Genomic DNA, 13,530 nt, shown 5'->3' with positions numbered 1-13,530 from the left:
TTCAAGGAGAAGACAGAGGACTAATGCGCTAAATAAGTCACAAGCTTTGCAGACATGATAGTTCACCTCTGTTTTCCTTTGAATAAATTTAATGTTTTTTACCAAATACAAAGTAAAGGCAGGTATTTACCTGTGCCCACACAGTTAAGCAAGTACAATAAAAAGAAAGTTGTAACAATTAAAACGGTTACAACTTTCTTGCTTTTACAATATGAAAAACGACACAAAAAATATTTTATTTTGATTTATAAATTGAAGCAGACAGAACCATTCCAAAACTTTGGGGATTACGATGTAAAAAATGCGATTGATATTACACTTTTTGAGGAATCATTAAAATTAGAAAGCTAAACATTTTTTTTAATAACATATACACAAAGCTATGATTAGGTTCGTAGCTTTTTTATTTTAGAAAAATACTACAAAAAAATAGTGACCTAATTATGTTTTTAATTAGATTTGCTATATAAAAAAGACTTTATCAATATCTATTTAAACTTACATGATAACAAAATATGTTGTTGCAAAAGGTATAATCTTGAGTTTTTACTTCTTACTATTAAGTATTCTCATTTTAATTAATAGACAAGAATTAAACAACATTTTATCAAACGATTATATTTTAATGAAGAACGTTAAAATAGATTCCATTTATACTACTTCACATTCTGGTAATAGAAATGGTGATTCACATTACATAAATTTCAAAGATTCTGGTAAAAAAATCAACTTATTACTTATAGAAAACACTTTAGTTCAAAAGCAGATTTTGAGTAAGGTTTTTAATGAAAATATTAGAACAATCGATATCGTCAAAAGAGAAAGAAACAAGTCTTTTTTACCACAAAACACAGTGTACTTTACCTATGACGACCGCTTTATATGTGATTCCAAAGGAAAATGCAATTTCACTAAGGACTACAAAAACAAAGTATCTAATTATCTTATTTGGGGCGCTTTAATTTTTGCAGGAATATCTTATTGTACTTATCGAGTTTATAATAGTCGAATAATAAAAAGTCTAAAAGGAGAAAAACTAAATTTCAATCTTGCCAATTTAATTGTTCAAAGCAAACAAGCCTCTGATATCTAATTTTATTCCCTTCAATCAACATGATAACAAAACATATCTTCTCAAGATTGGTAAAAATCCTTTTCTACGGCTACTTTCTATATCTAGTTATTTTGTTTTACAGTAGACAACTGAATAATGTATTTTCAAATGATTATTTTTTGTTGAAAAATGTTAAAATAGATTCTGTTTATTTTGTGCAAGTTGCGAGTGGTCCTAAAGGAAGTGCTCCTTACATAAATTTTAAAGATTCTGGAAAAACAGTTACTTTAATGTTTGAAAATAATACTTTAATACAAAAAAAACTTTTAGCACAATTTCTCAATAAAGATGTCAAAACTTATAATTTTGTTAAAAGAGAGGGTAGTAAATCTTTTTTTCCTCAAGATACAAGGTATTTTATTTATGATGATCGATTTATATGTGATTCAGACGGAAACTGCGATTTTACCAAAGAGAATAAACGTAAAAGATTAATGTTTCTAAGTCTTGGATTTGTAATTTTTATTGTAATTCATTATCATGCCATCAGATCCTATAACAAAAAAATAAGTTAGATGTATAGAAATAATACTTATAAATTAATAATTTTTAAAAATGAAAAAAATACAATTAATAATTTCAACTATATTCCTTAGTATGAGTTTTTTTGGTTATTCCCAAATAATGACCAACTTAAATAGCAGCGACCCTAATATTACTAATCTAAGCTTTGGACTATATCCAGATAACACTATCGTTAAGAGCACTATCACTTCTACTTCCGGAGTAACGAACACTAGTCCGGAACTATTGATAAATTCTATTTTGTCTGAAAATTCCCTTGCTTGGATGAACTTAAACAATAACACCCAAGTAACTGAATTAGATGCAGATGCAACTCAAGATTTAAATAAAAAAAATACTTTGGATAAGAATCTAAATTATTTCCAACTTGCACAGGTTATTAATTTCACTTTCAAAAATGAGAATTATAAATACATAAAATACAGTTTTCATAATTCAAAGTCAACAAAAAAACCTTACGGGTTTATCTTAATGGTAAGTAAAAACAATAAATGGTTGCGTGTAAATGAATTCAACGATACCAATTCAGAATTAATGAATTATACACTAACGTTTTTTAAATTTAATTATCAAAAATTAAATGCTATTTTGAGTAAAAACAATTTAGGAAATAGCTTAATGACTAATATTATAAACGCTACTCACAAAGCAAATGGTTTTAGTATTACTAGCTTATCTCAACAGTTAGATATATGGAATTACAATACTGCTAGTGCTGAGAATACTTATTTTTCTGAAGCATTAGATTGGGAATAACAAATCCCAATTAACAGCAACTACATTTGATAAATTTAGCTAACTTAGTATACTAAGAATAAGGACTTTATTTTATATCGATAATTAAAAATCCATATATGAAAACCCTGACTTGTTTACTAATCACATTTGGCTTTTCTTGCACTTTAATTGCCCAATTTAAACAAGGCTCCTATACTCAATTTGGCGTATCAGTTCCTCTGAAAGAAAACATAAACAGAGACGATGAAGACACCAATTGGCTTACGCCAAACGGCTTAAGTTTGAAATTTGGAGAAGGCATCCATTTTAACCGAACTGTTGCCATTGGTCTAAATTCCGGCATAGACTGGGTAGCTTCCAAAAAACTGGTAGTTGTCCCAGCTTTTGCAAATATCAAATTCAGTCTTCCTATAGATGGGGAAACTTTTATTTACATCGACACTGCTTATGGAAAATCAATTGTTTTAGGTCGCGGAAACCTGCATGGTGATTACAAAAAAATTGGATTAGGAATTGAAAGTCTGGATGGTCTTGCCCTATTTGCCGAGTTAAATCTATATGGATTTAGTTTGTATAGTCCTGAAAAAGTTTCAAATATAAGCCTTGGATTGTCCTGGTCTAGATTCACTTCTAAGAAAACAAAAACACCTAAAGATTAGAAAAACATTCAATTGTTTGTCAGAAAATAACACGCATTTTTAATAGATTTGTCTATCAGATATATTAAATTAAAACAACGAAACAATCAAAAAAATGATTAAACAAATACTGTCTTTTTTATTTGTACTCTGCTTTTGTCTCAACAGCTATTCTCAAATTGATGGCGTAAGAGTCACTTACATCAGGAATCCTGATAACAGCTGTGATTTTTATTATGAAAAAAACGACTATGCAACGTATCATTTGATAATCAAATTTGAAGCAATTAAAAACACCAAACCTTTTTTCTACGAAGGAAATATCAAAGAAAATTCGGGATTTTTGTTTCAATTAAAGCCTATTAAAGCAGAGAAAAAAATCAAATTTATATGCGAACCTTTCTTTCTAAAAGGAAATCCAAATCCTAAAATAGATAGAAATTTTAAATATTTGTTACCATTTAAAAATGATCAAAAAGTAGAAATATCAACCATTATGATGATGCTGGATGGTTTAGATGAAGGCAATAATTACTACGCAAGTTTTATTAACTATTCCTCTTCTTTACAAACGGAAACCATCCATGCTATGCGAAAAGGAATAGTAATAAATGTGATTAATGAATATGATTTTGACCCTAAAAGTTTTGACATTTTTTACGAAAAAAGAAATTCAATCACCATAGAACACGAAGACGGAACTCTGGCAACCTATTCTGGATTTAATAAAAATTCCATCAGAGTAAAAATTGGTCAAACAGTATTGCCTACTGATTATTTAGGAGTTTTGGAGAAAAGTGTTGATAATTGGTATCACTTATTTTTTCAAATTTATTATCGTGCATACGTGAAAGATGTTTTTCCTGATAAAAAGGAAGACTTAAATAGCCGTATAGCAAAAAAAATCGATCCTTTTTTCCACACCAAAAACGGTATAATAACATTAGATGGTGCCTTATATGACACTAAAAATTATATTGTAGAAACCCCAGATGAAATTATCACTCAAGAATTCACAAAGGAAGATTTCCAAAAAAGAACAGAATCGCTGTCAAAAATCAAACTAAAGACAAATACCGCAACATCTTATTAATTAATCCTTAGAAACAAAAGCATAAACAACTAAAAATCGTACTTTTATAAAAAACTACCCCAAAAATGAATCTATATTCAAAATCAATTGGACTTGCGCTTTCAGGCGGCGGTACAAAAGGTTTAGCCCATGCGGGTGCTATTAAATTTTTAGAAGAACAAAACATACGTCCTACTAAAATTGCGGGAACCAGTGCGGGTTCTATCGTAGGCGCTATGTATGCTTGGGGAAAAACACCGGAGGAAATCCTGGATTTCTTCAAATCGATATATTTTTTTCATTGGCGACACATTACTTTTACCAAAGCCGGTTTGATAGACTCAGAAGCTTTCAAAGATTATTTTTATGCGGTTTTTAAAGATGCTAAACTTTCTGATTTGGAAATCCCAACCTATATTACCGCGACTGACATGATTAAAGGTCAGTTAAAAATTTTTGAGCCAGAAACGAAAATTGTCGATGCACTTATTTCTTCCTCATCCTTTCCTGGCATCATTTCTCCCTATGAAATCAATGGCAATCACTACAGTGATGGTGGAATTTTAAATCACTTTCCTACTGATTTACTGCGTCAGGATTGCGACACCATAATAGGTGTTTATGTAAGTCCAATTAACAAAATTGAAGCAAAAAATCTCAATTCTATTCGGGCTGTCACAACCAGAGCTTTTGATATTCTTTCAGAATATTCTAATATTACTAAATTCCATCAATGCGATTGGATGATTCAGCCGAAAGAATTAAGCGATTACAGCACTTTTGAAACTAACAAAACCAAGATGGATACGATCTTCAATTTGGGCTATAAAGCGGCCAAATACAGCTACGAAAACAAAATGTATAAAATTTAAGTTGCCCTATTTCAAAAAAAAAGAATATCCCTATATTTGCACCAATCAACGCAACAAAGACATGAAATACAAAAGAATTCTTCTAAAATTAAGCGGAGAAGCTTTAATGGGAGATCAACAATATGGGATAGACCCGCAAAGATTAGCTGAATATGCTGAAGAAATCAAAAAAGTACACGCTAAAGGAGTAGAAATCGCCATCGTAATAGGTGGTGGAAACATCTTTAGAGGAGTTGCAGGTGCTAGCAGCGGAATGGACAGAGTGCAAGGCGATTATATGGGAATGCTTGCTACAGTAATCAACGGAATGGCTTTACAAGGCGCTCTTGAAGACAAAGGCATGAAAACCCGTTTGCAAACAGCTTTAAAAATGGAATCTATTGCGGAGCCTTATATCAAAAGAAGAGCCGACCGTCACCTTGAAAAAGGAAGAATCGTAATCTTTGGAGCCGGAACAGGAAACCCTTATTTTACAACGGATACAGCAGCTGTTTTACGTGGAATCGAAATCAACGCTGACGTGATTTTAAAAGGAACACGTGTTGATGGAGTTTACGATTCAGACCCTGAAAAAAATGCTGCAGCAGTAAAATTTGACTTTATCTCATTTGATGATGTAATCAAAAAAGGATTAAATGTAATGGACACTACAGCCTTTACTTTAAGTCAGGAAAATAAATTACCTATCCTGATTTTTGACATGAACAAAAGCGGAAATCTGGAGAAAATCTGTGACGGTGAAAACATCGGAACGGTAGTTAATATTTAATTAGCAGAAAGCAGTTTTCAGATTACAGAAAATCTGGAATCTAAAATCTAAAATCTAAAAAAATGACTGAAGAAATTGAATTTATATTAGAAAGTGCGGAAGAATCTATGGAAGGTTCTATTGGTCACTTAGAAAAAGAATTTCTAAATATCCGTGCCGGAAAAGCTTCACCAGCGATGGTAGGAAGTGTTTTTGTTGACTATTACGGTTCATCAACACCATTGAATCAAGTAGCTAAAATCAGTACTCCAGACGCAAGAACAATTACTTTGCAACCTTTTGAAAAAAACATGTTGCAAACTATTGAAAAAGCCATCATGATTGCCAATCTTGGTTTTAACCCAATGAACAACGGAGATGTTATCATCATCAGCGTGCCGCCTTTGACAGAAGACCGTCGTCGCGAATTAGCCAAACAAGCTAAAGCAGAGGCTGAAGATGCAAAAATCGGGATTAGAAACGCCAGAAAAGATGCTAATACTGATATCAAAAAATTAGAGAAAGACGGAACTTCGGAAGACATTTGTAAAAGTGCTGAAGAAGAGGTTCAAAATCTGACGAATGCTTATATCAAAAAAATTGATGAACTTCTAGTTGCAAAAGAAGCCGAAATCATGAAAGTATAACTTTCTCATCAACACATTTAAAAACCGTCCTGATAGCTATCACGACGGTTTTTTTATTATTACTTTTGCCATACCAAAAACGGCTTTACTTTCGTTTTGATTCAAAAAAGTTTTATGAGGTACCTTTTTCTGTTTTTCTTTTTCACGCTAACACTTCAGGCACAATTTCGCATCACCGGAATTGTAAAAGAATCCACTTCTAACAAAGCCCTGCCTTTTGCTTCAATAACCACCAATAACGGCATTAACAGCATTAGCGATGTAGACGGAAAATTTGAAATTATCTGTAGCAAACCGATTGCTTATTTTTACGTTTCTTATATTGGTTACCACAAAACAAAAATTGATATTCAAAACAACAATCTCTTTTTCAATATCAAATTAATTCAAAATACCGACGAACTTAAGGAGGTTGTTATAGCAACTCAAAATCAAGCAAATGCTATAATTAAAAAAACAATTGCGCTCAAAGACACTAATAATCCCGAAAAAAAACTGGCCAATTTTACTTTCAAAACCTATAATAAATTAATTGTTTCTGCCAATCCTGATTCGATTTCGGGAAAAATTGATTCGCTTATTGTCAAAAAAACACGTGATGGTGTTTACATGAAATTAGATTCGACCAATTACAAATTCAAATCTATAGTAAACAAACGCCATGTATTTCAAACCGAAAAAGTATCATTGTTTCAATTTAACAATAACAAACTAAAAGAAACCATTTTGGGCGCTAAAATGGCTGGATTAAAACAACCATTGTATGAAATCATCGCGTTCAATTTGCAATCTTTTTCTGTTTACGATACTAAATACGAGCTCTTTGAAACCAAATATAACAGTCCTATAGCGCAAGATGCTCTAAAAGATTACAACTACAAATTACTGGATACCGTGGCTATCAACGGCAGAAATGCGTATATGATTTACTTTAAAAACAAGAAAAAAAGTAAAGCCAAAGGACTCGAAGGTATTCTATACATTGACCAAAATAATTTTGCTGTCGCAAAAGCCATTATGCGCATCAGAGGTTTATTAGATATTAGCGGAACTCATGAATTTGAATACCTGGCTGATGAAAATCTTTGGTTTCCAACAAACAAAAACTTCCGAATTGTCAAAGGTCAAAATGATGACGACATCAATTTTTTGGGAGGAACCATTCAGTTTGATGGCGATATGGAAAATGATTTCAGTAGTCGAAAAAAACAACCGTCTGATTATATTTTTTTACGTTCCGACAGTCGTATTTTTGACTTTGAAAAAAACACAAACAGTAACATTGTAAATCAATCTTCTTTTGCAGTAGCAATAGAAAAAAACGCCTTCAATAAAGAAGCATCTTTTTGGGACAGCTACCGAAAAGACAACTTTGATATTCGCAATCAAAGAACCTATAGCGAACTAGACAGTATTGCCATCAGAAAAAAAATTGCGCACAGAGTTCAATTTGGAAAAAAAGTAATCAATGGCTATCTACCAATTGGATTTTTCGACATGGATTTGCGAAAATTATTTAGCTACAACAATTACGAAGGATTCCGTTTAGGATTAGGTGGTGTTACTAATGAACGTCTTTCTAAATACTTCAGAATAGAAGGCTATTATGCTTATGGAACAAAAGACGGCATCTTTAAAGGCAGTATTGGTGCAGCCGCAAAAATAGACAGTGAATCCAATTCATGGTTTGGATTTTCATACACTGATGACGTAAGAGAAATAGCCAGCACTTCTTTTTCAATTGAGAAAAAGCCTTTTAAGATATACGACCCAAGACCTATCAACATCAGCACTTTTTACAATTATGTGAGTTGGAAAAGCTATTTTGAAACCAAAAAAATCCCAAAAACAGAAAGCATTTGGGAACTAAACCACAGTGAAATCCAACCCAAGTTTGATTACACATTCGACAATAACAATAAATTATACACTAACTACACTATGACTACGGCCATGGTTTCCTTGCAATGGAGTCCTTTTAGCGATTTTATGCAAACGCCAACCGGACCTGTAGAAATAGAAAAACGTTTCCCTAAATTCACTTTTCAATACACGCAATCCTTAGGAAGGATATGGAATAATGATTTTGATTTCAGCAAATTTGACTTCAAAACCGAATATGAAAAAAAATACCTCAACGGACAAAAAACTTCTTTGCTTTTTCAGGCGGGTTATGCCTTTGGCGACATTCCATTGACACATCTATACAATACTTCGCCAAACAACATTACTAAAGAAACCGTAATTCAAAGAATCACTTTTGGCGGCAAAAACAGTTTTGAAACCATGTTTTTCAATGAATTTTTCTCTAACAAATATGCGCTGTTTCAATTCAAACATGCTTTTAATCGCGTTACTTTATTAAAAAAAATTAAACCTTCGTTGGTTTTAGTTTCCCGCATGGCCTGGGGAAATTTAAACAATCCGGACCAACACTTAGGGCTTGATTTTAAAACATTAGACCGCGGTTTTTTCGAATCTGGGATTGAGTTGAATCAAATATTTAACGGCTTGGGATTAACAGCTTTTTACCGTTACGGACCAAATCAATTACCTAAGTTTGAAGACAACATCGCCATTAAGTTGAGCTATGTTTTGAATCTGGGATTTTAAATTAGATAACCGTAAATTCGCAAATGATTAAAAAACATAAATCATTTGCGAATTTACGGTTATATTCAACCTTTATAATCTTTCGGTTCCCCCTTTATTATTTAAGGCTTGATTATCAAAACCGAAGAAACATCCACAAGCCAATCGGCGTCTTCAGCGATAATATTCTTCCAACTTTCTAAACTGATAATCATCAAATCCTGACTTTGCAAAAACTCTTTTCTGATGGTTTTGTCAAGCATGATCATGATATGATTAGGAGCAATTTGCTCAATAGAACGAATTCGCTCTTGAATATCCGAATGGTTTTTTATCTCACCTTCAGCATCTAAAACAGATATTTGAGAACCGTTATTATTGATTAACTTTTTGGCATACTCAATTAAAAAAGCATCTTCTTTACTAAAAATCGGCATAAAGACCTGATTAATTTCTTCTAAATCCTTATCGATAAATATCCCAACAGGCATTTTACTCTTAACAATAATATGACGCGTTCGCTCATCAAAAGGGGAATTCTCAAACAAACCTTCTCTTCCGGTAAATTTATCTATCAATCGATCCGGATTTACAATTTGAGTGGTAAAACCAAGAATTCTTCCTAAGAATGTTTCGTCAAAAATGGAACGTCCCATTCCTACTAATAACAAATCATATTCTCCCTGATTAGCTGTTTCGATAATATCAGCATCAATATCATTGGTCACTTTAAAAACACTTAACACTTCCTGCTCCAGCACTTGAGATTCTTTCATAATTGGGGCCAACATTTTTCGCTCGTGATCTTTAACATCAAAAGAGTGAATTTCGCTACTCAAAGAACAATGCATCGCAGCAACAATCGAACTATCGGCTTGTTTTTTCACTAAACTATTAGCAATCTTTAGCATCTTTTTACCTTTCTCAGGACTGGAAAACGAGAATAAAATCTTGTATTTACTCTTGTTTCCAATTTCCAACGGAACCACTCTTGCCTTTTCTTTAAAAATAAAATTTATAAAATCCAAAGCTGGCCCTGTCATAAAAGTAGTTACCAATGCCATAATTACCATCATTGTAAAAATCTCAGTTGACAAAACTCCTAAATCGTAACCAATATTTAAAACCACCAATTCCATCAATCCGCGGGTGTTCATCAAAGCACCAATAGCCAGACTGTCTTTCCAACTTTGTCCCACAAATTTCGCTGCCAAAGCACTTCCGAAGAATTTACCAACAACGGCAACTGCGATAATCAATCCCGTAACCTTCCATAAATAAGAATCATTCAACAAACCAATTTGTGTACGCAAACCGGTAAAAACAAAAAATAATGGCAACAAAACAATGATAGAAACATCTTCTACTTTTTCGATAAAAATATTTCTAAACTTATTATTTTCAGGCATAATGGCTCCGGCTAAAAAGGCTCCAAACAAAGCATGAATACCTATCAACTCAGAAGCATAAGCAGAAAACAACAATGTCAAAAAGAAAATCGCCACCACAGGTTTATTCAAACTTTCACGGGTTGCATTCAAATCGCCCACACGTTTCAAAAACGGACGTACAATTTTAAGCATAATAATTACATACAAAACCGCCATCCCAATTACGTATAACGAACTGGCAAGCGAACCCGCTTTTACAATAGCGATTACTACTGCAAGAAGACACCAGGCCGTAATATCATCGGCAGCGGCACAAGTAATAGCAATAGTTCCTAGTTTTGTTTTTTGCATTTCTCGCTCCTGAACAATTCGGGCTAAAACCGGAAAAGCCGTAATACTCATTGCGATTCCCATGAACAAACCAAATGAAGAAAAAGCCACTCCCATAGGCGCAAAAGTGTGGTAAATAAAAAAGGCCAATGTTAAACCTAATGCAAACGGAATAACAATACTGGCATGACTGATTACAACCGCATCGTGAGCTTTGTTTTTAAGCACTTTCAGATCTAATTCCATCCCAATAACAAACATGAAAAATATCAACCCAATCTGACTCAAAAACTGTAAATTCCCTAAAGATGCCGAAGGAAATAAAGCCGCTGAAAACTCCGGAAAATACATTCCTACCAGTGAGGGTCCTAAAACAATTCCGGCAATCATTTCTCCAATTACTGATGGTTGTCCAATTTTTCTAAAAAGCCACCCAAACAAACGCGCTGCCAAAATGATAGTCACAATCTGCGCTAATAAAATAGCCAAGGGATGTTGCAAATTTTCAACCATTGAATGCAAAAAATCATTCCAATGATTACTCTCTACACGTTTATGTACAATTTGGCGACCAATTTCAAGCGAAGCTCCCTGAGAAATTACCCAATAAATTAAAGCGGTAAAACCACCAATAACAGAAACATAAAACAAAGAATTTTTAACACTAGTCATACGTTATTTTTTAAATTTATTGGCAAATATCAGAAGTGCTTTTTAAGCAAAAAAAGAATTTTAAAGCTAATTTTCAATCTATGTAACAAGAAGGAAAAACTTTGTAATAAGTTATCTTTTTCAAAATTCAGTTCAAATGATTACTATTAATCGGTATCGTAGACTTTTGTTTAAATGATTACTCATTTTTCTTTTTTGCTTGATCAAAAAAGAAACAAAAAAAATCAAGTCTTACGCTTCCTCGTCGGTCAAATTAGTTTTCGAATGCTAAAAGAAAAGAACTCGCTACGCTCAAACAGCTTTTCTTTTTACGCATTCTTCAAACATTTGACACTCGACTGCGAAAGCTAAGGACGTTTGAAACCTCATAAACAACAACCTTATCCAATAATTATATTTTTACCTTTTTCAAAAAGTCAGAACGATAAGTTTCACTCAGGCTAAGGCTGGTATTTTTGTTATTTTCATCCAAATGATGCAACACAATTTCGTTATGATTAAAAAACTTGATTGCTTTGACCGAAACAATTTCTTTCTTGTTGATACGACAAAAATCGGTTTCCGGTAATTTACTTAAAAGTGTATCAAACTTTACATTTTTTAAATGCAAAAAACGATTATCTGTTAACAAAACCGTTTTATCGCGGCTGTCGCCCAAAGCTGTTTTGATGTACACTATTTGATTAAAATACAACAAACTCTTTCCTTTATCGGTATTGAGCTGCATGAATTTTTTAGCATGAGCTGAATTCTCAAAACGTTCGGCAGCCTTAGCAATTGCCTTTTGCAATCGCTCAATTTTTACCGGTTTAGTAATGTAATCTACCGCATCAATAGTAAAAGCATCGGCAGCATAATCTTTATATGCCGTACAAAAAATGACCAGTTTATCGCTTAATAAACCAGCCAGATGCAAACCATCGGTTCCGGGCATTTCGATATCTGAGATTAATAAATCGAAATCGAGATTCGGAATTTCAGCGAGTAATTTTTCAGGATTATTAAATGTCTTTACGATTTCCAGTTCAGGAATTTGTTCGCAAAGCATTTTCAGATAGGTTAATCCCGGCAACTCATCATCCAGCAGTAAACATTTCAGTTTTGTATTCAAGCAAATTAATCTTTAAATGAGCAATATAAATGTCGTTTTCAATGAATTTTTCGAGTTTAAAATTATTCTTGTAAATAATTCGTAAGCGTTGTTCTAAAGTCGTATTTCCTATTCCACTACGCTCTTTTTTTAGCATTTTTTTATCCGAAATTTTATTAGAAACCGTCATCGAAAACGCATTGTCTTTAAACTCAAAAATAACCGATATAAAAGCATCAGGACTTTGCAAATCGGCGTGTTTAAAAGCATTTTCGATCAAATCAATAGAAATCAATGGCGCCAGCAAAGGTTCTTCGAATAATTTATCTTCCTTATCAATATTGGTCTTTATCTTTAATTCAAAAAGCGGACTGATTTTAATTTTATTGATTTCGATTAAATTCAGTGCAAAATCAATTTCTTCCTTAGCCGTGACAAACTTCTTTTTGCTTTCGTACAAAATATAATCGAGCAGATTGGCCAGTTTATCCAAAGCAAAATAAGTTTGATAGGCATGAGACTGAATCGAATTGAGGATATTTTTAAAAAGATGCGGATTTAATTTGGCTTCCAAAGTTTCCAGCTGCAAATCGTTGACTTTCCTTTCGAGCGCATAAAAACTTTTCTTCGCTTCATTTTTCTCTTTTCTGGCCAGCAATAATTGATATACCATAAAACCAATAATTACTACCAAAAGTAAAATGATAATTAAAAATATATAGCTAATGTTATTGCTTTGCTGCATGATACTAAGCCTGAAAATGTATTAATGACTCGAAACAAATTTTAACCCAATAATCGAAGCAATCAGTGTCACAATAAAAAACAATCTCCAAAAACTGGCTGGTTCTTTAAATACAAAAATCCCAACTAAAACAGTTCCTACCGCTCCAATTCCGGTCCAAACGGCATAAGCTGTCCCAATAGGTAATTCCTGAGTCGCTTTGTACAACAAAAACATACTTGCAATCAAACTCAATAAAAAACCAATCATCCAATAGGCTGATTCCATTCCGGTTGTCTCTTTGGCTTTGCCTAAACAAGATGCAAAAGCAACTTCAAACAAACCACCAATGATTAATAAAATCCAACTCATTTAAT

At 32.8% G+C, this 13,530-nt stretch carries 13 protein-coding genes; 9 read left to right on the top strand and 4 right to left on the bottom strand.

Translation table 11 applies throughout. From position 1 onward, the window contains the following. Window positions 1–625: 625 nt before the first annotated feature. From AAEO59_RS11175 to AAEO59_RS11135, 9 genes are all read left to right on the top strand, one after another. Window positions 626–1,093 carry a hypothetical protein gene (locus AAEO59_RS11175; RefSeq protein ID WP_341700825.1) on the top strand — a complete coding sequence of 156 codons (468 nt, stop codon included), beginning with the start codon at window positions 626–628 and terminating at the stop codon, window positions 1,091–1,093. Window positions 1,094–1,236: 143 nt separating this feature from the next. Beyond that, window positions 1,237–1,629: a hypothetical protein gene (locus AAEO59_RS11170; protein ID WP_341700824.1), complete on the top strand. Its 393-nt coding sequence runs from the start codon at window positions 1,237–1,239 to the stop codon at window positions 1,627–1,629. 40 nt (window positions 1,630–1,669) lie between these two features. Continuing rightward, a complete protein-coding gene (locus tag AAEO59_RS11165; RefSeq protein WP_341700823.1) occupies window positions 1,670–2,395 on the top strand; it encodes a hypothetical protein in 726 nt (241 codons plus the stop codon). Between the two features lie 98 nt (window positions 2,396–2,493). Next, window positions 2,494–3,036 carry a hypothetical protein gene (locus AAEO59_RS11160; RefSeq protein WP_341700822.1) on the top strand — a complete coding sequence of 181 codons (543 nt, stop codon included), beginning with the start codon at window positions 2,494–2,496 and terminating at the stop codon, window positions 3,034–3,036. Between the two features lie 94 nt (window positions 3,037–3,130). Further along, window positions 3,131–4,108: a hypothetical protein gene (locus tag AAEO59_RS11155; protein ID WP_341700821.1), complete on the top strand. Its 978-nt coding sequence runs from the start codon at window positions 3,131–3,133 to the stop codon at window positions 4,106–4,108. Between the two features lie 65 nt (window positions 4,109–4,173). After that, complete coding sequence (locus AAEO59_RS11150) at window positions 4,174–4,959, top strand: patatin-like phospholipase family protein (protein ID WP_341700820.1); 786 nt, start codon at window positions 4,174–4,176, stop codon at window positions 4,957–4,959. A 61-nt stretch (window positions 4,960–5,020) separates the two neighbouring features. Beyond that, the gene (gene pyrH, locus AAEO59_RS11145; RefSeq protein WP_341700819.1) at window positions 5,021–5,728 is read left to right on the top strand and encodes a UMP kinase; all 708 of its coding nucleotides are present in this window, start codon (window positions 5,021–5,023) and stop codon (window positions 5,726–5,728) included. Window positions 5,729–5,790: 62 nt separating this feature from the next. Next, on the top strand, window positions 5,791–6,354 hold the full coding sequence (gene frr / locus AAEO59_RS11140) for a ribosome recycling factor (RefSeq protein ID WP_341700818.1): 564 nt from the start codon (window positions 5,791–5,793) through the stop codon (window positions 6,352–6,354). 114 nt (window positions 6,355–6,468) lie between these two features. Further along, complete coding sequence (locus tag AAEO59_RS11135) at window positions 6,469–8,967, top strand: DUF5686 family protein (RefSeq protein WP_341700817.1); 2,499 nt, start codon at window positions 6,469–6,471, stop codon at window positions 8,965–8,967. A 101-nt stretch (window positions 8,968–9,068) separates the two neighbouring features. Here the strand turns inward: AAEO59_RS11135 and AAEO59_RS11130 are convergent, their stop codons facing one another. The 4 genes from AAEO59_RS11130 to AAEO59_RS11115 all read right to left on the bottom strand — a co-directional run bounded on the left by AAEO59_RS11130 (window position 9,069) and on the right by AAEO59_RS11115 (window position 13,525). Then, complete coding sequence (locus AAEO59_RS11130) at window positions 9,069–11,339, bottom strand: cation:proton antiporter (RefSeq protein ID WP_341700816.1); 2,271 nt, start codon at window positions 11,337–11,339, stop codon at window positions 9,069–9,071. Between the two features lie 391 nt (window positions 11,340–11,730). Then, the gene (locus tag AAEO59_RS11125) at window positions 11,731–12,450 is read right to left on the bottom strand and encodes a LytR/AlgR family response regulator transcription factor (protein WP_341700815.1); all 720 of its coding nucleotides are present in this window, start codon (window positions 12,448–12,450) and stop codon (window positions 11,731–11,733) included. Further along, entirely contained in the window at window positions 12,416–13,174 is a 759-nt protein-coding gene (locus AAEO59_RS11120; protein ID WP_341700814.1) for a sensor histidine kinase, read from the bottom strand. Before AAEO59_RS11120 ends, AAEO59_RS11125 begins: the two co-directional genes overlap by 35 nt. Before the next feature lie 21 nt (window positions 13,175–13,195). Beyond that, window positions 13,196–13,525, bottom strand: a complete 330-nt coding sequence (locus AAEO59_RS11115; RefSeq protein WP_341700813.1) for a DMT family transporter — start codon at window positions 13,523–13,525, stop codon at window positions 13,196–13,198. Window positions 13,526–13,530 lie beyond the last annotated feature (5 nt).

The sequence above is a fragment of the Flavobacterium flavipallidum genome (genome assembly GCF_038289905.1).
GTDB classification, from domain to species: Bacteria; Bacteroidota; Bacteroidia; order Flavobacteriales; family Flavobacteriaceae; genus Flavobacterium; species Flavobacterium flavipallidum.
This window is presented reverse-complemented; position numbering and strand designations above follow the sequence as displayed.

What these genes read in the sequence shown, in the direction of transcription:
- AAEO59_RS11115 (WP_341700813.1), bottom strand. Translation starts at nt 13,525, where the DNA reads ATGAGTTGGATTTTATTAATCATTGGTGGTTTGTTTGAAGTTGCTTTT.
- pyrH (WP_341700819.1), top strand. Translation starts at nt 5,021, where the DNA reads ATGAAATACAAAAGAATTCTTCTAAAATTAAGCGGAGAAGCTTTAATG.
- AAEO59_RS11165 (WP_341700823.1), top strand. Translation starts at nt 1,670, where the DNA reads ATGAAAAAAATACAATTAATAATTTCAACTATATTCCTTAGTATGAGT.
- AAEO59_RS11130 (WP_341700816.1), bottom strand. Translation starts at nt 11,339, where the DNA reads ATGACTAGTGTTAAAAATTCTTTGTTTTATGTTTCTGTTATTGGTGGT.
- AAEO59_RS11120 (WP_341700814.1), bottom strand. Translation starts at nt 13,174, where the DNA reads ATGCAGCAAAGCAATAACATTAGCTATATATTTTTAATTATCATTTTA.
- AAEO59_RS11160 (WP_341700822.1), top strand. Translation starts at nt 2,494, where the DNA reads ATGAAAACCCTGACTTGTTTACTAATCACATTTGGCTTTTCTTGCACT.
- AAEO59_RS11150 (WP_341700820.1), top strand. Translation starts at nt 4,174, where the DNA reads ATGAATCTATATTCAAAATCAATTGGACTTGCGCTTTCAGGCGGCGGT.
- AAEO59_RS11135 (WP_341700817.1), top strand. Translation starts at nt 6,469, where the DNA reads ATGAGGTACCTTTTTCTGTTTTTCTTTTTCACGCTAACACTTCAGGCA.
- AAEO59_RS11155 (WP_341700821.1), top strand. Translation starts at nt 3,131, where the DNA reads ATGATTAAACAAATACTGTCTTTTTTATTTGTACTCTGCTTTTGTCTC.
- frr (WP_341700818.1), top strand. Translation starts at nt 5,791, where the DNA reads ATGACTGAAGAAATTGAATTTATATTAGAAAGTGCGGAAGAATCTATG.
- AAEO59_RS11175 (WP_341700825.1), top strand. Translation starts at nt 626, where the DNA reads ATGAAGAACGTTAAAATAGATTCCATTTATACTACTTCACATTCTGGT.